The organism is Pedobacter duraquae, assembly GCF_004362245.1.
In the GTDB taxonomy this organism is placed as follows: domain Bacteria; phylum Bacteroidota; class Bacteroidia; order Sphingobacteriales; family Sphingobacteriaceae; genus Pedobacter; species Pedobacter duraquae.
Map to the genome: position 1 here is coordinate 675296 of NZ_SNWM01000002.1, position 19586 is coordinate 694881.

Annotated in this window: 18 protein-coding genes; 11 read left to right on the forward strand and 7 right to left on the reverse strand. The window is 43.3% G+C overall.

Features of this window, described 5'->3' with window-relative positions; all coding sequences use genetic code 11:
- The first annotated feature begins 14 nt into the window (after positions 1-14).
- The 3 genes from CLV32_RS08905 (at position 15) to CLV32_RS08915 (ending at position 2970) form a co-directional block, all read left to right on the forward strand.
- A complete protein-coding gene (locus CLV32_RS08905) occupies positions 15-1469 on the forward strand; it encodes a RagB/SusD family nutrient uptake outer membrane protein (RefSeq protein WP_133554557.1) in 1455 nt (484 codons plus the stop codon).
- A 153-nt stretch (positions 1470-1622) separates the two neighbouring features.
- Positions 1623-2150 carry a hypothetical protein gene (locus CLV32_RS08910; RefSeq protein ID WP_133554559.1) on the forward strand — a complete coding sequence of 176 codons (528 nt, stop codon included), beginning with the start codon at positions 1623-1625 and terminating at the stop codon, positions 2148-2150.
- 43 nt (positions 2151-2193) lie between these two features.
- On the forward strand, positions 2194-2970 hold the full coding sequence (locus CLV32_RS08915; RefSeq protein WP_243732272.1) for an HAD-IIB family hydrolase: 777 nt from the start codon (positions 2194-2196) through the stop codon (positions 2968-2970).
- Here the strand turns inward: CLV32_RS08915 and CLV32_RS08920 are convergent.
- Entirely contained in the window at positions 2967-4025 is a 1059-nt protein-coding gene (locus tag CLV32_RS08920; protein WP_133554561.1) for a class I fructose-bisphosphate aldolase, read from the reverse strand. The two genes, CLV32_RS08915 and CLV32_RS08920, sit on opposite strands and share 4 nt — an antisense overlap.
- Before the next feature lie 47 nt (positions 4026-4072).
- Positions 4073-4984, reverse strand: a complete 912-nt coding sequence (locus CLV32_RS08925) for a LysR family transcriptional regulator (RefSeq protein WP_133554563.1) — start codon at positions 4982-4984, stop codon at positions 4073-4075.
- A 103-nt stretch (positions 4985-5087) separates the two neighbouring features.
- Between CLV32_RS08925 and CLV32_RS08930 the strand changes: the two genes are divergently transcribed.
- A complete protein-coding gene (locus tag CLV32_RS08930) occupies positions 5088-5675 on the forward strand; it encodes an NAD(P)H-dependent oxidoreductase (protein ID WP_133554565.1) in 588 nt (195 codons plus the stop codon).
- Here the strand turns inward: CLV32_RS08930 and CLV32_RS08935 are convergent.
- Positions 5672-6523, reverse strand: a complete 852-nt coding sequence (locus CLV32_RS08935; protein WP_243732273.1) for a helix-turn-helix domain-containing protein — start codon at positions 6521-6523, stop codon at positions 5672-5674. The two genes, CLV32_RS08930 and CLV32_RS08935, sit on opposite strands and share 4 nt — an antisense overlap.
- Positions 6524-6583: 60 nt before the next feature.
- Between CLV32_RS08935 and CLV32_RS08940 the strand changes: the two genes are divergently transcribed.
- Genes CLV32_RS08940 through CLV32_RS08950 form a run of 3 tightly spaced genes read left to right on the forward strand, consistent with a single transcriptional unit; the run spans position 6584 to position 10587 of the window.
- A complete protein-coding gene (locus CLV32_RS08940; RefSeq protein ID WP_133554567.1) occupies positions 6584-7927 on the forward strand; it encodes a TolC family protein in 1344 nt (447 codons plus the stop codon).
- Between the two features lies 1 nt (position 7928).
- Entirely contained in the window at positions 7929-8987 is a 1059-nt protein-coding gene (locus tag CLV32_RS08945; RefSeq protein WP_133554569.1) for an HlyD family secretion protein, read from the forward strand.
- Between the two features lie 4 nt (positions 8988-8991).
- Positions 8992-10587 carry an MFS transporter gene (locus CLV32_RS08950; RefSeq protein WP_133554571.1) on the forward strand — a complete coding sequence of 532 codons (1596 nt, stop codon included), beginning with the start codon at positions 8992-8994 and terminating at the stop codon, positions 10585-10587.
- On the opposite strand, the gene glgP is transcribed toward CLV32_RS08950, so the two are convergent.
- Complete coding sequence (gene glgP / locus CLV32_RS08955) at positions 10584-12236, reverse strand: alpha-glucan family phosphorylase (RefSeq protein ID WP_133554573.1); 1653 nt, start codon at positions 12234-12236, stop codon at positions 10584-10586. The genes CLV32_RS08950 and glgP overlap by 4 nt on opposite strands.
- Positions 12237-12381: 145 nt before the next feature.
- Between glgP and CLV32_RS08960 the strand changes: the two genes are divergently transcribed.
- The 3 genes from CLV32_RS08960 to CLV32_RS08970 all read left to right on the forward strand — a co-directional run bounded on the left by CLV32_RS08960 (position 12382) and on the right by CLV32_RS08970 (position 15381).
- Positions 12382-12882: an ExbD/TolR family protein gene (locus tag CLV32_RS08960; RefSeq protein ID WP_133554574.1), complete on the forward strand. Its 501-nt coding sequence runs from the start codon at positions 12382-12384 to the stop codon at positions 12880-12882.
- A 161-nt stretch (positions 12883-13043) separates the two neighbouring features.
- On the forward strand, positions 13044-14192 hold the full coding sequence (locus CLV32_RS08965) for a fatty acid desaturase family protein (protein WP_133554577.1): 1149 nt from the start codon (positions 13044-13046) through the stop codon (positions 14190-14192).
- 82 nt (positions 14193-14274) lie between these two features.
- On the forward strand, positions 14275-15381 hold the full coding sequence (locus tag CLV32_RS08970) for an NADH:flavin oxidoreductase (protein WP_133554579.1): 1107 nt from the start codon (positions 14275-14277) through the stop codon (positions 15379-15381).
- 25 nt (positions 15382-15406) lie between these two features.
- Here CLV32_RS08970 and CLV32_RS08975 read toward each other — a convergent pair whose 3' ends face one another.
- Genes CLV32_RS08975 through CLV32_RS08985 form a run of 3 tightly spaced genes read right to left on the reverse strand, consistent with a single transcriptional unit; the run spans position 15407 to position 18797 of the window.
- Entirely contained in the window at positions 15407-16390 is a 984-nt protein-coding gene (locus CLV32_RS08975; protein ID WP_133554581.1) for a transglutaminase family protein, read from the reverse strand.
- A gap of 9 nt (positions 16391-16399) precedes the next feature.
- Complete coding sequence (locus CLV32_RS08980) at positions 16400-17335, reverse strand: alpha-E domain-containing protein (protein WP_133554583.1); 936 nt, start codon at positions 17333-17335, stop codon at positions 16400-16402.
- 13 nt (positions 17336-17348) lie between these two features.
- Positions 17349-18797 (reverse strand): circularly permuted type 2 ATP-grasp protein, encoded by a 1449-nt coding sequence (locus tag CLV32_RS08985; protein ID WP_133554585.1) that lies wholly within the window; start codon positions 18795-18797, stop codon positions 17349-17351.
- A gap of 181 nt (positions 18798-18978) precedes the next feature.
- Between CLV32_RS08985 and CLV32_RS08990 the strand changes: the two genes are divergently transcribed.
- Positions 18979-19563 (forward strand): TetR/AcrR family transcriptional regulator, encoded by a 585-nt coding sequence (locus tag CLV32_RS08990; RefSeq protein ID WP_133554587.1) that lies wholly within the window; start codon positions 18979-18981, stop codon positions 19561-19563.
- Positions 19564-19586: the final 23 nt, after the last annotated feature.

The window sequence follows — 19586 nt, forward strand, 5'->3', positions numbered from 1 at the left end:
TAAAAACAAGAAATATGAAAAAGAGATTAATATATATCACACTTATTGCCGCAGGTATGCTTGCGGGTTGCCAAAAAGAATTGTTAACACCGGCATCTGAGACTGCAGTAGCTACCCTGGACCTAGCACAATTTTCTACTGTACTTAGGGTACAGGGACAAGTACTGGGGCTTTATGCAGGATTGAGAGCTGGAGACTTCTACGGAGGCCGATATCCGGTTTACAACGAACTTAGGGCAGACAACTATATCGCTCAGAGTTCAAACTCAGTAACCGCTTACCAGACTTACATGTACACGCTAGGAAATGGTGCACAGGAAGTAACTGGCTTTTGGGGATCTGCTTACAACACGATCAATCGCTGTAACTTATTTATCGAAGGAATGGCTGCAAAAGGAACCGGAGTTGTTGGCGATGCTGTTGGCAAGAACTATGTAGCCGAGGCCAAATTGGTTCGTGCAATCTGCTATTACAGTCTGCTGCAATTGTACGCAAGGCCTTTCTATGATGGTCAGGGTAGCAAACCAGGATTACCTTTACGTTTAACTGGAAACTCTGTTGCTGGAAACTACGATCTTGCAAGAAGTACCGTTGCTCAAGTTTACACTCAGGTACTTAAAGATCTGAACGAAGCTGAGACTGATTTGCCTTTAACTTATACTACTGCTGTAAACAACACAATCCGTGCACACAGAAACACTGCAATAGCCTTCAAAACCAGAGTATACCTAAGCATGCAAAGATATACTGATGTAATTACTGAAGCTAACAAAATTGTTTCTACCGCCGGACCTTTTACAGCAACAACAGGTGTTGCTCATGCCCTGCAGGCAGACATCACTAACGTGTTCAAAACTCCTTACACTACAACGGAATCAATTTTATCGATGCCATTTGTAAACGGTACAGAGAACGCTGGTGGTCAGAGTGCAATTGGCTCGTATTTCTTTGGCACAAAGTTGTACTCACTTAATCCAGACGGAATTATTGGTGATGCAACATTCAAAGCAGCGGATAAAAGAAGAAGCTTTATCACTCTGTCGGGCGGACTTCCTTACATGTCAAAATTCCCAACATTACCAGCAGCTAACTTTGCTGATTATGTTCCGGTAATCAGATATGCCGAAGTACTCTTAAGTTTAGGTGAAGCACTTGCCAGAAGCACGAATAGCGTTGACGCTAAGGCTTTAGCTTTGCTAAATGCCGTTAGAACACGTTCTGATGCGACTACAGTATTCACTGCAGCAAGTTTCGCTACTCCCTCAGCATTCTTCGATGCTTTCGTTAAAGAGCGTAACATAGAATTCCTTGGAGAAGGCTTACGCACACCAGATATTCTGCGCCTTGGCTTAACTTTCCCTGCCAGAGGTGGCGTTGCTGCTGTGCCTCCAACTTCCAGCCAATACATCTGGCCAATTTCAGGCACAGAGTTGTTGTATAACAAACTGATGACCGACAACACAAATTAACCAACATCTACATAACGAAAGAGCAGCTCCAAAAGGGCTGCTCTTTTTGTTTTATCGCTATTTGATTTCCCAACCCTTGCCTCTAAGTTGTGCTTGTTCTACAAAATCTGATTTGTTGTATATTAGTGGCCTGACCTAGCAGACATCCTAATAATGAATTTATCTTTTAGCGAGGAACTTAATGGCAAACCTCAGTATTTTATCCGGAAAATTTGGCGCAGCCTTTCACTCAAAATCCAGCATAATGATTTTGATACTTTTGAATCAGCCCACCGTCTGCGTTTCAATACAGGATTCAGCAAACCTGAAAATGGCACCGATGCGCTAAGTGCAAAAATACATACCATCAGGAGATTCAGAACACATGCCTCAGGCACCATTGCCAGTCGTCAGTGGAAAAAAGGAATGGCCATCCACTTGTCGATAAACCCCGGCACATCTGATTATTTCCGATTTGCACCGCTGATCTGCTGCACTGCACTGCAGCAAGTTGAGATTACCTGGCCAACAGGTTCTGAGATCGGTTTACCAGAGATCAGGATTGATCAAAGACGTTTAACCCCACAGGAAATAGACCTGCTTGCAATAAACGATGGCTTTGATACTACCGCGGCTTTCCTCAATTATTTTAACCTAAACTTTAAAGGTGTGCTCATACACTGGACAAATTTCAGCTATTGACAACAAAGTTAGGAAATCTCAGTTTATACTATACAACCCCAGAATGATGGATAAGGCACAAGACATTCAATTCAGTAAAAAAAATCTGATCATATTCGATCTTGACAACACCCTTGCAGAAAGCAAGGCTGCGATAGACCATGAAATGGCTGGCCTGCTCTCCGGACTATTGGATAGAGGTGGCGTGGCTATTATTTCTGGCGGCGACTGGCCACAGTTTGAGAAGCAGGTGTTGGCTAACCTCCCTTCAGGTAGCAAGCTTTCACAGCTGTCAATCTTACCGACATGCGGCACTAAATTTTATCAATACCAGTCGGGAGCATGGAAAAAACTTTATTCGGAGGACTTTACAGCGCAGGAAAAGAATAAAATACTAAAAAACCTACAGGATGCAGTTAAGGAAACAGGCAACGTACCCGAAAAACTTTGGGGTGAGCAGATCGAAGATCGCGGGAGCCAGATCACCTTCTCGGCTCTTGGACAGCACGCTCCCCTACAACCTAAACAAGCCTGGGATCCAGATTTCGCAAAACGTAAGGTGATACAAGGCTTGCTAAAAAAAACGATTCCTGAGTTCTCAGTACAACTAGGCGGCGCAACTTCCATTGATATTACCAAGCCCGGAATCGACAAAGCTTATGGAATATTTAAGCTCCGCGATGTCCTGAACATACCAATCAAAGATATGCTGTTTATTGGTGATGCAATTTTCGAAGGCGGCAATGATTACCCGGCAACACGCACTGGTGCCGACTGCATCAACGTAAAAGATCCCGAAGACACCAAGGATTTGATCAGAAAGATACTCCAGCGGCCTTAAGCAATCGTAATTTCCTGTGCCAAATAAACATCCTGGATCTGGTGAAGGAAGGCAACACCTTCATCAAAAGGCCGCTGAAATGCCCTTCGCCCCAGGATTAAACCTGTACCTCCTGCGCGCTTGTTAATCACTGCATGCTTCACAGAATCTGCCAGGTCTAAAGCCCCTTTAGATTCCCCTCCTGAATTGATCAATCCGGCTCTTCCCATATAGCAATTTGCTACCTGGTACCGGCAAAGATCTATAGGATGGTCCGTGCTGAGTTTAGAATACATTAACGGGTCACTTTTAGAAAAGTTTAGCGCACTGAAACCACCATTTACATCTGCCAGTTTTTGCTTAATAATATCCGCCTGTATGGTAACACCGATATGGTTGGCCTGCCCGGTAATATCGGCAGCACTTTCATAATTAACGCCATCTTTTTTAAACGCATTGTTCCTGGTGTAACACCACAGCACTGTAGCCATACCCAAGCTGTGCGCCTCTTCAAATGCTTTTGCCACTTCAACGATTTGCCGGTCTGACTCAGCAGAGCCAAAATAAATGGTCGCCCCTACTGCGGCAGCACCAAGGTTCCAGGCCTCACGGACAGAACCAAACATGATCTGATCATATTTGGTGGGAAATGTGAGCAGTTCATTATGGTTCAACTTTACCAAAAAAGGAATCTTATGCGCATATTTCCTGGAAACCATAGCCAGATTGCCAAAAGTTGTTGCCACAGCATTACAGCCCCCTTCAACGGCTAGTCTGAGAATATTCTCCGGATCAAAGTAGAGTGGGTTCTTCGCGAATGATGCCCCTGCGGTATGCTCAATGCCCTGATCTACCGGAAGTATAGAAAGATATCCAGTACCGCCAAGGCGCCCATGCTGATAGATAGCATTCAGATTCCTTAAAACCTGTGCATTCCGATTCGTCTGAACAAAAATACGATCAACGAAATCAGGCCCCGGCAGGTGGAGTTGCGACTGATCGAATGTTGTACTGGTGTAATTTAACAAGGTATCGGCAGCGTCGCCAAGCAGATCTACTATTTTATCAAAGGCCATGATGTCTTTTTATTTATAAAACGGAAACGGCGGTTGAATGTTTCGTTTTACACAATAACTTTACTTCCCATTTCCTTCTGAAAAATCTCTTCCACAAGTTTAATCTCTTCTGGATACATAGCCCCCTTGCGTGTCCCAAAATAAAGCGTATTTTCCAAAGGCAGGAAGCCCTCCCAAATCAGTTTAATTTTTCCGGAATCGAGCTCTTTACCAGATAAGAAATCAGGGATTATGGCAATCCCCTGCCCTACACTCAGACACCGGATAATCGAACTCATATTTGGCACGATGTAATTAGGCTTGAAGTCTGGACGTTTACCAAAATTCTGATGCCAAAATTTACGCAGGTGTTCCATATCACCCGTTGTACCATACCAGGTCTGCTCCTTAAGCCAGCTTAGGATCGCACTCTGGTCAGCATCCCGGACATACTGATCAAGTAAGATTGTGTCAGTATCTATACCGCCTATGACTACAATCCGCTCTTTAAAAAAGGGTTTATATACCAATCCTTTATAATCGCCTTTCTGTGGAGTGATAATGAGGTCAAGAATACCGTTATCCAGATCTCGCAACATTTCCGGATATTCCCCAAATTTAATGATCACATTAAAAGGTAAAGTTGGCAAGTAGGATTCCAAGGTAAATTGAAAAGTTTCGAAGCACATCCCGATACTGATTGTTGGCCTTTCTTTTTCTGTTGTCTTGTGAAAATGCTGCTCGGCATCCTGCAATTTATTTACAGCCTCCTGAACATAGTTATACAAAACCTTTCCCCGCTCTGTAGCAATCATCTTTCTCGATGTCCTGTCGAATAATTTAAACCCTACATGTGCCTCTAACGCACTTAAATGCAAGCTTACGCCAGGTTGCGAAATGTACAATGATTCAGCGGCACCTGTGAGTGTCCCCGTTTCGTAAATCGCTTTAAAAGTCCTGAACCATTCCAAATTTACCATACTCAAACTATCATTATTATAATACTAAGGTATGATTTATCTTATTTTATTAATAACACTAGGCAGTTTAATTTTGCTGCTGTATTAAAAAGAAAAACACAACATGAAAATATTCATTATTAACGGCGGACAGATTTTTGGGCATTCGGGTGGAAAATTCAACAAAACACTGTTCGATGCAACGATCAGCTATTTCCAGAACAAGCCCGGCTACGAGGTTCGGTTTACTGATATCAACACTCCATATGATACCAAACAGGAAGTGGACAATTACGTATGGGCGGATGTAGTGATTTATCATACCCCAATCTGGTGGTTCCAGTTGCCACACGGGATGAAGAAATATATTGATGAAGTATTTACCGAAGGACACCAAAATGGAATTTATAAGAGTGACGGACGCAGTTCTGCGAATCCACAGATCAACTATGGTACCGGAGGCATGCTTCATGGCACAAAATATATGGTGACCAGTTCTTGGAATGCACCTGCTACAGCCTTTACGCTGCCAGGAGAATTCTTCAATGAAACCAGCGTAGATGATGGTGCGCTATTTGGCTTTCACCGGATGAACGCGTTTACAGGCATGCAAGCTATCCCGGGACTGCATTTCCACGATGTGGAGAAAAACGCGGACATCGTTAATGACCTGAAGCGCTACGAACATCATTTGGATACCTATTTTTCTTAAACTGCAACAGCAGTCTGGTCAGGAGTAGAATTTCCTGACCGGATGGCCTGGCAAAACTGCGAAGGCCGAACCTGAGTAAGCTGGTAAAAGGTATTGCTAAATGCCGAGATGCTATTATACCCGGTAGCATAGGCGATCTGACTTAAAGTCAAATCCTTTCGCAGCATCAGCTCCACCGCTTTAACCATCCGCAATTGCTTTAGATACTGCAGAAAAGAAATACTCAGCACAGTTTGAAATAACCGGGATAAAGACCGTTCACTCAGATCAAATGCCGTACTAACAGTTCCCAGGGTAAGTACTTCGGCCGCATGCGCATTCAGATACTGCAATATCGGCCGCAACCTCACATGTTGAGTAGTTGGCAAAGCCGTAGGCAGGTGTCTTGGACTGAGCTCAGGCAAGATGTTTTTTATGCCCGCTAAAAACACATAATGAATATTCGTTGGCTCCACATCTCCACTACAACGCTCCGTGAATAAAATCATCTCATGCAAAAGGTTATTTACAGGATAAATCCCCATCTCATTGTAAAATGGCGGCTCCTGATTACCAAGACTAAAATAAATATTCCTGATTGCCGTAGCAGAAGGTCCGACCTGTAAAAAATGATCCATTCCGGCAGGGATCCAGATGTAGTGCCGCGCGGGAATAACCAACGTGTTTTTTTCCACATGCACGTAAGCTATTCCGCCATCTACATAAGTCAACTGCCCTTTAACATGGTTGTGCACCGGAAATCTCCGTTCATATTTCTCATGCAGCACATATACAGAAGACGCACTTCTATCGATGGCTGCTAAATGTTCTGATGTGGTACGCACATCCATTGATTTGGCTGGAATCATAAATATTTAGGCAATTTACATAAAATCTCACAAAGCTACACTGTGTAACTTTGTACCATAATGACACCAATTAATTTATCTAAAATACTAACGCTCGCTTTACTTGTTACCTGCACTACCCAACACCTCAATGCGCAAGTGATAGCTGCTTCAAAACCTGATCAGCATACAACGCTTGCAGAAGTCTGGAATAACGCGTTACAGTACAATAAAAGCATTCAGATCAAACAATTGCAGGCAGAGGCTAAAGCCGAGGATATCAAGGACGCAAAAGCAGAAAGACTTCCAGAAATCAATGCCGAAGGAGAATATGCCAGGGTAAGTAATATGCCGTTATTTGAAAACGGATTACTGCATGCTCACGGACAGTTTCCGGTATTACATACCTTTTATAAGGTAGGTGGTGATGCTTACCTAAACTTATATAGCGGTGATAAAATCAACTTGAAGATCAAAACTGAGGAAACGCTCAACCAAATCAGGCAGGAACAGAAAAACATGACTGTAGCTGATGTAAAATTGAAAACAGCAGCCTATTTTCTGGAGTTGCAAAAAAGCTATCAGTTTAAGAAACTGATCATGAGCCATATTGCCGATCAGGAGAAACAGATCTTACAGATTAAGCAACTACTAAAAAATGGAGTTGTGTTGAAGAGCGACCTTTTACGTGCAGAACTGCAATTGTCGAGGGACAAACTGACATTGACGCAAATCGAGAATGATATCCAGATCGAAAGCCAAAAGTTGGATATCCTGACTGGTCAGCCCGACGAAGCCGTTATAAACCCCGATACTTTGGCGGATGTAGAGTTGCTCACTGTCAAATCTTACGACGAATATCTTTTACAGGCACAGGCAAATTCCTTTCAGAACAAAATCTCAGAACAGCAAACAAATTTATCGAAGGTAGCTTTAAAAACCACCAAAGGTAATCTAGCACCTAAAGTGGGTCTTTTTGCGAACTATGCCTACAGCTACCCGCAGATCCAATTTTACCCTTATGGCGATGCCCTTTTTGGATTGGGGATGGCCGGCATCAAGGCGAGCTTTGCACTAGATGGTTTTTACCACAACAAGCATAAAGTTAAGGCTGCCGAACTGGAACTCAAATCACAGGAGCTGGAGCATTCAGATCAGCAGGATCGTGTGCGGCAACAAGTAAAAGAAGCTTTTCTACGGTACCAGGAAGCATTAAACAGAATCCGCGTAGCGCGCGTAAATATCGCTCAGGCAAAGGAGAATGCCAGGATTGTATACAATACCTATTTTAACCAATTATCTCTGGTAACAGATCTTCTTGATTCGGATACCGCCCTTTTGCAAAGCCAGTTTGAGTTAACATCCGCTCAGATTGCAACCCAAATGCAATACTATCAATTACAAAATGTTATCGGAAACCTATAAAATGAAACAGCAAAATCTACATACACGCACAGATAAATTAATCACTATCATCACCTCATGGATTGCTGGAGCTGTATTACTCATACTCCTTGTTTGGGGAGGCATCACGCTCTGGAATCTAAAAACTTATGAAGAAACCAACGATGCACAGGTTCAGGAATACATCAATCCCATCACAGCACGCGTGGGCGGTTATATCAGTGCGATCCGGTACGAGGAAAATCAGCAGGTTAAAAAGGGGGATACCCTTCTGATCATTGATAACCGGGAGTATGCTTTACAACAACAAGAGGCCGAAGCGGCACTTGACAATGCCGAGGCCCAGGAAAAGGTACTCACAAGCAATATCCATACAGCAGAACAAACTGCCGCTGCGGTGCAAGAGCAAATTTCATCCGCTAAAGCACGCCTATGGAAGCAACAGCAGGAATATGACCGCTATAAAAAACTGTTCGACGCTGAATCTGCCACCAGACAGCAGTTGGAAAATGTGGAGACTGCACTACAGGTGGCACGGTCCGACTACCAGGCAGCATTGATCAACTACCAGGCCTCACTATCAAAAACCAACGATACAAAGGTACAGGAGACCGTACTTCAGACCGAAATCAAGAGACGGGCTGCGGTGTTGAACCGAAATAAACTTGATGTGGGTTATACAGTTATCACCGCCCCTTACAATTGTCAGATGGGCAGACGAACAATACAGACCGGACAGCAGATTCAACCCGGACAAACGTTGGCTTATATTGTTGATCAGGATGCCGGCAAATGGGTAATAGCAAACTTTAAAGAAACACAGTTAAGACATATGCATGTTGGTGATATAGCAGAGATCAGCGCCGATGCATTTCCGGATCAAACCTTTGAAGGAAAAATCGAGTCGCTCTCGCCGGCTACCGGCTCCAGCTTCTCACTGCTGCCGCCAGATAATTCGACAGGGAACTTTGTGAAAATCGTACAACGTATCCCTGTGCGCATCAAACTAACAGACAACACACTTGCCTTGGCAGCACTACGTACCGGTATGAATGCTAATGTCGCCATCCGTAAAAAATAACCTTATGAATCTGGATTCATCAGTGATCAAATCATGGGTACCGTCCTGGTTTATGAGGATTGTGATCTTTTTGGTCATCCTCCCTTCCTTGGGACTATTCGGACTTTCTACCGCCAGCGGCAGCGGGGCTTCCGGATACTATGGAGCCGAACCGGCAGATGTACAATACTCCATGATTGTCTTCTATGCTGCCGTAGCAAGCTTCTTTGCACTGGAAAGGCGATTTTTTAGCTTCATCGCTATCAAACCCTACCTACTTATCAGCAGCCTGTTGCAAATCATTACATCTTATATCTGCTATACTACACATAACTATCAGGTTCTCTTGCTTTTCAGGTTTATCCAGGGTATGGCCAATTGCGCTTCGACCACGATATGCATTACCCTGATCTTTGGGCAGCTTAAAACAGAAAGAGCGAGAGAAATAGGATATTCAGTGTTCTATGGCATGCTGCTTTGTATCGCACAGTTTACAACATTGGTTACAGCACCACTACTGGATGCGTTCGACTTTAATGCCCTCTACAAAGCGGTTATTTTTCTCTATGTCCCGGGAACAGTAATCTTATTCTTCCTATTAAATAATGTCAGGATAGAAAAAAAAATCCCGCTATATCAATTGGATTGGGCCAGTTTTTTGATTTATGCTGTTGCACTTTGTTTGCTTGGCTATGTTTTGGTCTACGGCCAGCAGTACGAATGGTTTAGCGACCCACGCATTACCTATTCCAGCATTGGCGTGATATTTCTTTTGTTAACACATGTATTGCGACAAAAGGGCTTAAAACGGGCATACCTTGATCTCTCAGTTTTTAAATACAAGAAATTTGCACTAGGGGCATTATTGATTTTCATCCTTTACATCTGCCGCGGAGCGATGGGCGTCACCACAACCTATCTCGTAACCATTCTCGGCATGGACCCTATCCACATTGGTTACCTATATACTGCCAACATCGCTGGTGTTATTCTCAGTATTCTGATAAGCTCAAGGATGGTGTTGATGCAGCGCCCTATGCGTTTAATCTGGATTGTCGGTTTTCTTTTTTTATTAATATTCCATGTGTGGATGTACAACCTGTTTGTACCGCAGGCAGACGCAACAACATATATCCTCCCGCTATTTATCCAGGGCCTTGGTGCAGGAACCCTCATGACTCCTATAATCTTGTTTATGATTTCCGCCGTACCTGCACATCTAGGAGGCACGGCCTCTGCCACGGGTGTATTTTTTAGGTTTGCAGGCTTTTGTTCCAGTATCGCCGTGATCAACTACTTCTCAATCACCAAGCAAAGCGAACACCTGATTAGATTCCAGGAACAACTCAGCACATCAAATGGATTGGCAACACAAAGGATAAGCGGCTACAAACAACTCCTGGTGAGTCGTGGGATCGCCCCTGATCAGGCATCACGACTGGCAAATGGCCTGCTCTCCAAATCCGTCCATGTTCAGACGCAACTTCGCTATGCCATGGATTATTATCAGCTCATCAGTTGGGTAATTATCGCAACTATCCTGCTCATCGCCTTATACCCGGCTGTAAACCGTACCGTTATCAATCTTAGAGGCAACCAACCATCACCAGCATCATTTTAACCGGCCGTATACATGGTTTCATAATACGCCCCAGCGAGCCTGCTACTTTCAAATTCAGGCACTACATCCTTGGCAGCACGTTTAACAATGTTTAACCAACCCGCCTGGTCAGAATAATACATTGGCACAACTACTTGCTCAATAACATCCATTAAATTGTTATTTTCTTCAGCATCAAGCTTTTCAGGATTAGACTGATCTGCAGCAGGCTGCACTAAAAAGCTATTCTGTTTGTCGACAGCAAACTCAGGAATCCATCCATCGGGAAGTGACAGGTTAATACTCCCGTTCATTGCCGCTGTCATACCGCTCGTTCCTGATGCCTCCCTATACATCCGCGGATTATTTAGCCAAACGTCGGATCCTTTTTTGAGCAAGGCCGAGAGGCCGAGTTCATACCCTGTAAGTACAGCGCAGTTTGCAAGTGGCTTAGCCCGGGTGATTATTGTATTGAACAGGTCTACCGCCCCCTGATCCTCAGGATAGGGTTTTCCGGCCCATATAAACTGCACAGGAAACTCTGCATGACTCAAAAGCTTTAAGAAGCGCTCCCAATTATACATCACCAGATCTGCACGTTTATAACTGGCAAAACGTCTGGCCCAAACTATAGTTAATACATTCTCGTCAAATAACTTCCCACACTGATCAGCAACAACTTTAAAAAGGTCACGTTTCATCTGCTTCTTGCGGTTTGTGATTGCAGCATCGTCGGATGCAGATAATGCAGCCTCCAATACATCATCTTTCCAGTATTTCTTGTTCTGCGCATTCGTTATAGATGTAATCTCACATACACCGGGATTGCTGCCCCACATCTCTCTGGCAACCTGCCCATGCAATGCAGAAACACCATTTGCCTTTCTAGCAAACTTCAGCGCTGCAAGCGTATAGTTAAATTTATCTCCATCCATCCCAAGCACAAACTTAACCTCATGCTCCTGAAGATGGTAAAAGAAAGACATCTCCTTTAACAAACCATACTGGTGTTCTTCATTTCCCGCCATTTCGGGGGTATGTGTAGTAAACACAACTCTTTTTCTGACCTCCTCTAAGCTTTTGTATTTGGCATATAGATAAAAATTGAGCGAAACCGAGTGCCCTTCATTCATGTGGTATACATCCCTGTCAAGACCAATTGTATCCAGCAAAATAGCACCTCCGGTACCCAGTACAATACTTTGGGCAATACGGGTAGTTTCGTTGGAGTCATACAGGTGCTGTGTGATCGTTCTTGAAATCGGATCATTCTCCGGGATATCAGTACTCAACAGGAATAACGGTGCTGAGCCGAAAGTCTCAGGTTTTAGCAGGTATGCCCTCACATGCACAGAAGCATCATGAACGGGTACCGTAAATACAATTCCTGTATCTGTCAGAAAGCTGTAGTCCTTTTCAATAAAATAAGGCTTCATCAATCCCTCGGGGGATCGGCCCTGATCGTAATATCCGTCTTTCCAAAGGATTCCTATCCCTACCAGATTTTGTTTGAGCTCGTAAGCACTACGCAGGTGAGAACCGGCAAGAAAGCCTAATCCACCGCTATAGATCTTTAAAGACTGGTCAATAGCAAACTCCATAGAGAAGTAGGCAACTGATTTTTCGTAGCGGCTATCCGGGGTATATCCAAAAATTTCAGACTGGGTCATAATGTGTCGTTAAATCGTAAATGTAAAGCATCCCATTTAAAATTACTATTAAATAAATATTATTTGGACGCAGAATTATTTGCAAAATTTTATGGAAAGATACTCCGGCAATCATCTAATTAGTAAATCACTAAACTTAATTATTATGGCTGAGCTAACTACTTCCCGAAAAATGAGTCCGAAAGTTGACCTGACTGCAATGGTAGATCTGGCATTTCTGCTGATTACTTTTTTTATGCTGACAACCTCCCTGAACAAGCCAGTAGCTATGGATATTGCAAAACCCGAGGATAAAGGAATTCAGATGCCAGTTCGCGCTTCCCAAACGATGACCATTTTACTTGGCAAGGATAACAAAGTGGCTTGGTATATGGGTGAAGCTGATCAAGCCAGACCAATCATCACGCCGTTAATTGAGATCAGAAGTTTTCTTGTCGACAATAAAAACAAAGTAGAAACACTGTTTGCAGATACAAAGAGATCAATCTTCGTCATCATTAAGCCTACCAGCGCTGCGAAATATAAAAACCTGGTAGATGTGATGGACGAACTTCACATTGCAAAAATCAGCAATGCACCTGCCATTGACGATGCCCACATTACGCCCGAAGAAAAAGATTTCTTAACAAAGAATAAACTGCTTTAATAGCAGCTGGATACGCATCTGCTTTTTTATTTACCCGATATAGATCTGTACAACCATACATGCCGTAGATAAATTTAAAGCTGGCTTAACTAAGTGCACCAAACTTTTACAGTACCTTAGCCAAAACCTTCCGCAACTATTCACAAGCATTTACATTTCAGATGACTAAAAAAGTCAAGTTTATCAATACCGCACAGTCGGCATTTTATGCCACTGTAAGAAAAAGAGTAGATGCGTATTTCACGACAAATCAGCTTTCAAAACACGCAAACGCCGCTATGTGGCTTAAGGTAGCTTTTTTCCTTGGCGCAATGCTCTCCTTATACCTCACTATTCTCTTTGTTCCGTTAAACCAGTATGTCTTATTGGTGCTGGCCATGGTTACTGGTATGTTTGGTGCATTTGTAGGATTTAACGTTTGTCATGACGCCATTCACAAAGCCTTATCCGCCAACGCACAAAGAAACAAAAGCTTCAGCTTCGTATTTAACCTGATTGGTGCTAGTCCCTATGTCTGGAATATCTGCCACAACATCGTGCATCATACGTATACTAATATTGCGGGCCACGACGAAGATATCGATGTGGCACCAGGCCTGATCCGATTCTCTGATGAAGAACCTGTAAACAAGATACAGCGCTACCAGCATATTTATGCTTTTGGCCTATACAGCCTGGCTATGCTTTCCTGGGTTTTCCGTAAAGACTATAAAAAGTTTTTCCAGGAAAAGATCGGCGAACATGTTAATACACACCCACGAATAGAATACTTCAGGCTATTCTTTTATAAGTCTATTTATTATTTCCTGTTTATCGCCCTCCCCTTAATAGTCATGCCGATTACTTTCTGGCAGTTCTTTATCGGCTTCATGGCGATGCAGCTGGCACAGGGACTTGTACTAGGTCTTGTTTTTCAACTTGCGCATGTTGTAGAGGGAACCGAATTCCCATTACCCGATGCACAGGGGTCTATCGATGAGGCCTGGGCAGCACACCAAATGAAAACTACTGCAAACTTTGCCTGCGAAAGCAAGCTGGCTGCGTTTTTCTGTGGTGGACTGAACAGACAAATCGAGCATCACCTTTTTCCTAAAATCTGCCACATTCACTATCCTGCTATTGGAAAAATAGTTAGGCAGACAGCGCTGGAATTTGAACTTCCTTACATTGAAAGCAGCACTTTCACAGGGGCTTTAAGCTCCCATTACCGCATGCTAAAAAAACTGGGTAAAGAGGCTTACAGGCTGCAGGAAACTCATCCAAAACCAGCACTGGTATTGGTTAAGCACATACCCAGCGTTGTTGTCTGATCATCTTTCCGTCATCTCTCCTGATCAGTAAAAATTCAATCGCCTTGGCATATACCTTTGCAGCGTACTTGAATTTTAATTTATGAACACAGAAAATTTATTCAGGCCCTTTAGCCTGAAATCTTTGCATACAAAAAACCGGATTGTTATGGCTCCCATGACGCGGTCTTTTTCTCCAGGTGGTGTTCCTACAGCCGATGTTGCCGCTTATTACCGTAAGCGTGCCGAAGGTGAAGTGGGGCTTATCCTTTCCGAGGGAACCGTTATCGAACGCGTTTCTTCGTCCAACGACGCCAACATTCCACATTTTTACGGTGAGCAGGCCCTTGCGGGATGGTCTTCTGTAATCGAAGGTGTACACCAGGGCGGCGCACAGATGGGACCGCAGATCTGGCATATGGGCATAATGGACAACCACCATTCAGGATGGCTGCCAGCTCAGCCTTTTGAAGGACCGTCAGGATTGAACAGACCTGGATTCAATAACGGAAATACCATGACCGAAAGCGATGTCGCCGATACGATCGCTGCATTTGGCAGGGCCGCAGCAGATGCAAAAAGACTTGGCTTTGATTGCGTGGAGATTCATGGTGCCCACGGTTACCTTGTTGATCAGTTTTTTTGGGAAGGTACCAACGAACGTACCGATAACTATGGCGGTAAGACGCTGGAAGCAAGAAGTCGCTTTGCCGTTGAAGTAATTAAGGAAGTAAGAAGACAGGTAGGCGAAGATTTTGCAATCATTATCAGGCTTTCACAATGGAAACCAGCCGATTACACCTATCAGCTTGCTAAGACAGCTCAGGAGATGGAAGCATGGTTAAATCCTATGGCCGATGCCGGAGTTGACATTTTCCACTGCTCACAGCGTAGGTTCTGGGAAAATGAGTTTGAAGGTTCCGATCTGAATTTTGCCGGATGGGCAAAAAAAATTACAGGAAAAGCAACCATTACCGTAGGTTCTGTAGGCCTTAATGGAGAATTCCTGGCAGCGTTTGCCGGCGAAAGTTCACAGCCAAGCTCCCTTGATGAATTGATGCGCAGGATGGATCGCGGAGACTTTGATCTCGTTGGTGTAGGCAGACCGCTACTGGCTGATCCGAACTGGGTGCAAAAAATCAGAGAAGGACGTACGGACGAACTGAAAGGATTTACTAAAGATGCTTTAAGCTCACTGATTTTGGATTAGACTACCGCAACAACAGCAATAGCTTTTATTGCTGTTGTTGTTGCTGTTGTTGCATAATTGCATCCATATGCCGTTGGTAGCTGTTCTTTAATGGCAATGTCGTTAACGGCTTGCTATAATTGATCTCTCTTGGCTGGAAATAATTTTCCGTTTCAAAATCATCATCATCATAGCCCACAGAAACGTTTACTTCCATCAGGTGACCCGAAGAGCCTTTAAAAACCCCTTTCACGGGCGAGCAGTCACTAAAATCACGACCCACAGCCAGTCTTACATGTTTTTCGTTGGCAATGCAATCATTTGTAGGATCCAAACCCAGCCAGCCGTAGTCAGGGATATAAGCTTCCGCCCATGCATGCGTTGCACCTTCCCCCCGCATCCCATCCTTATTCGGACAGATGTAACCACTAACATACCGCGCCGGAATCTTTGTTAACCTGAGCATCGTGGTGAGCAAATGTGCAAAATCCTGACAAACTCCTGCCTTAAGACGCAGGATCTCTTCCAGGGTAGTATCTACCGTAGTAACTCCTTTAATATATTCAAAATGCGTAAACACATAATTACAGAACTTAACGGCCGTTTGATATGGCGTGTCGTCCGGATTCCGTAGCGTTGCGATGGCAGCTGCTAAAACATCGGCTCCATCAAAGCTTTTTTGCTTCAAATAATCGATGTAGGGAACTTCAAACTTAATTTCGTCCAGGATCCGCCATTGCTCACTGCTAAAGATATCATCTTGTGGCAGCGTTTTAGCTATCGTTTCAACAGATATTTTTGAGAAGATCTTCAGCTGCGTATGAGGTTCGCCCTGTGTAAAAATCCCTACTTCATTTCCATAATAATCAATAAATATATCCACATCGGGCGTATTAGAAATATTGAGATCGTGTTTTATAACCTTCTGATATTCGTCTTTTATCGGGAAAAGTATAATTTGATTGGCACTATCACGAACCGGAGCATCGTATTTGTAATTGGTGATATGTTTAATTTTAAAAACAGGCATGGTTGTTATTTAAGAGTTTGCGAAATAATATTCATCCATCAGGTTTCCGATACCATAGAGTTCAGACCGGACTTTAACCAGGTAATTATGCAGTCCTTCCGACTTCATGCTGTAAACAGAACTATAGGTTATGTTACTTGACAATCTGCCGATGATGAAAGAAAGGCTATTATAATGTTCCATGTTCTGGTCGCTCTTCAAACGCCCAAAATAACGTTGGATATTGTCGACGGCATAAATAGCTGAACGCGGAAAATCTTTGTTTAACATCACCAGCTCCAGGATATTCTCTGCCGTAAAGCCCTCTCTATAGGACTTAAGGTATAGCTCATATCCGCCAAGAGAAAGCAATAAATGTTTCCAGTAAGATGTATCCAACAGCAAGTCAGGATTGTCTGATACTGAGCTAAACTTGATATCGAGGATATCGATCGACTGGATGCTACGCTCCAGGTATTTGCCTATGCTCATGAAACTGCGGCTCTCACCTCTTTCCATTGTGCTTTCGGCAGTTCCATAGTAGAGCATCACCTGTTTACTCAGAATGTCGAGGGCCGTAATTGGGTCATCTTTCTGTACATACCACAGTAATTTAGGATCTTTTACCGTATGGTAATACTCATTCAGACACTGCCACAGGTCCTTTGCAATATGCTCCTGTACGCTGCGTGCGTTTTCGCGCGCCAGCGTAACCATATTGATTACTGAGTTGGGATTGTCCCGGTTAAATAAAAGGTACTCTACTACTTTGCGACTATCATTCTTGATTTCCGCAATACTTTCGGCATCGCCTCCTGATGAAATCCGGATTACAGGATCCCAGGTAAACTCCTGAATGGTATCCTGTGAAGAGGCATAATTTATCTTGAGCATTCTAAGAATGCCGTCGCTACGTTCAACGTATCTGCTCAACCAATATAAGCTTGAAGCTACTCTACTTAACATAAAAATCTAAAATTTAAGCCGATAAAACCCACGTATCTTTACTTCCACCACCCTGCGAGCTATTCACAACCAGGGATCCCTCTTTAAGCGCCACCCGGGTTAGGCCGCCGGGCACTATAGAAATGCCATCAGGTCCACATAAAGCATAAGGCCTTAAATCTACCCGCCTCGGCGTTAGCAGGCCGTCCATATAACATGGCGCAGTAGAAAGACTAATTGTAGGCTGTGCAATAAAGTTTCGCGGATCCTTCAGGATTTCCTGCTTGTATAGCTGCATTTCCAGTTCTGTGGCGGCATGTCCCATCAGCATCCCATAACCACCACTTTCATTGGTCTTTTTAATCACCATTTTATGCATATTCTGGAACACATATTCCTGCTGTTCCGGGTCGCTAAGACTGTATGTCGGAACATTCTTGAGCAAAGGTTCCTCGTTTAAATAATACCGGATCATATCAGGCACATAACTGTATACCGCCTTATCATCGGCAACACCATTCCCTATTGCGTTGATAATCGCCACATTTCCTTTCCTGTAAGCACTCATCAATCCGGCAACCCCCAGCACGCTATTTGGGTTAAATACCAACGGATCAATAAACTCATCATCCACTCTTCGGTAGATAACATCTACCTGCTGCAGGCCGGTGGTCGTTTTCATAAACACTTTTTGATCCCTCACAACAAGGTCGCGCCCTTCCACCAGTTCAACACCCATCAGTCGCGCCAGCGTTGTATGTTCGTAATATGCAGAATTATACATGCCCGGACTAAGCAATACAATTGTTGGGTTGGCCACTGCCCGCGGAGAAAGCGCAACAAGATTCTTATACAAGATTGCAGGGTATTCTGTTACGCTGCGCACACCGCATTGTGGAATAAGATCCGGAAAAAGCCTTTTAGTGATCTCCCTGTTTTCCAGCATATAGCTAACGCCCGATGGCGTACGTAAGTTATCTTCCAAAACATAAAAGGTACCATCGTAATCACGGATTAAGTCGATACCAGCAATGTGGATATAGATGTCGTGCGGAACATTTAACTGATACATCTCTCTTAGAAAATGCGGACACGAATAGATCAATGCGGCTGGAATTACTTTATCCTTAATGATGAACTGATTACTGTACACATCTTTTAAGAAAAGATTAAGTGCTTTTAATCGCTGCTTAATTCCTTTTTCGATAAAGGCCCACTCGCTGGCTGTAATTACCCGGGGGATAATATCAAACGGAAATATTTTTTCAATCCCCTCACCACTGTCATACACAGTAAAAGTGATACCCTGACTCATAAATAGCCGTTTCGCAAGCTCTTCTTTCTTATTCAGATCACTCGCAGACTCTTTTTGTAGATAATTTAGAATTCTATGGTACTGACCACGCAGATTTTGCTCAGAAATATACATTTCATCCCATGTATTTGGGACATTTTGATAGCTATTTAAATTAATTCGACTCATATAAGCGTAATTACTTTCTAATAATAGCGTTTTAATCGATAAAATATGAATTTTAACTACAAAAAACTTAATAAAAGACTAAAACACCAGATAATTCTTAAATATATAATGAATCATAAATTTGTCATAAGTTTTTCAGGAGGCAAACAACTTGTCAAGTTATCCGTTTATTTGCGACCGAATGAACGTTCAATTAGAAGATTGCCACAGCAAAAGACGCGCTATTTTGAATAGCACCCTGACCCTCATCAAGGACTATGGGTTTCATGGTACGCCTATGAGCCAGATTGCGAAACATGCGCATGTGGCGGCGGGCACAATCTATCATTATTTCGACTCCAAGGAAACATTAATTGTGGAGCTGTATGTAGAAACTAAGGAAAAGCTGGCCGAGGCCATTCTGATGAATTACGACGAAACTAAAACATATAAAGAGCGTTTTTTCCAGTTCATGATCAACCAGTATAATTTCTATATCAACAATCCTTCTGCCCTGGTTTTTCTTGAGCAATATCTGAATTCACCATTCGCTAAAAATTACCCGGAAAAGGACAGCCCTCTTTTTCTGGAAAAAGTCATTCCTTTCTTCGTATTTGGCATAGAAAATGGGGTCTTTAAAAACATAGATTCACGTTTACTCGGCCCAACGATCAAAGGGACACTTGTTGCCGCCGCCAATTTCAGATTAGCAGAACAAATGATTTATTCGGAAGAAGATATCATTGAAGTAGTACAAATTATTTGGGACGGCATAAAAAAACAATAACACAGATGATAGCACAAATACAC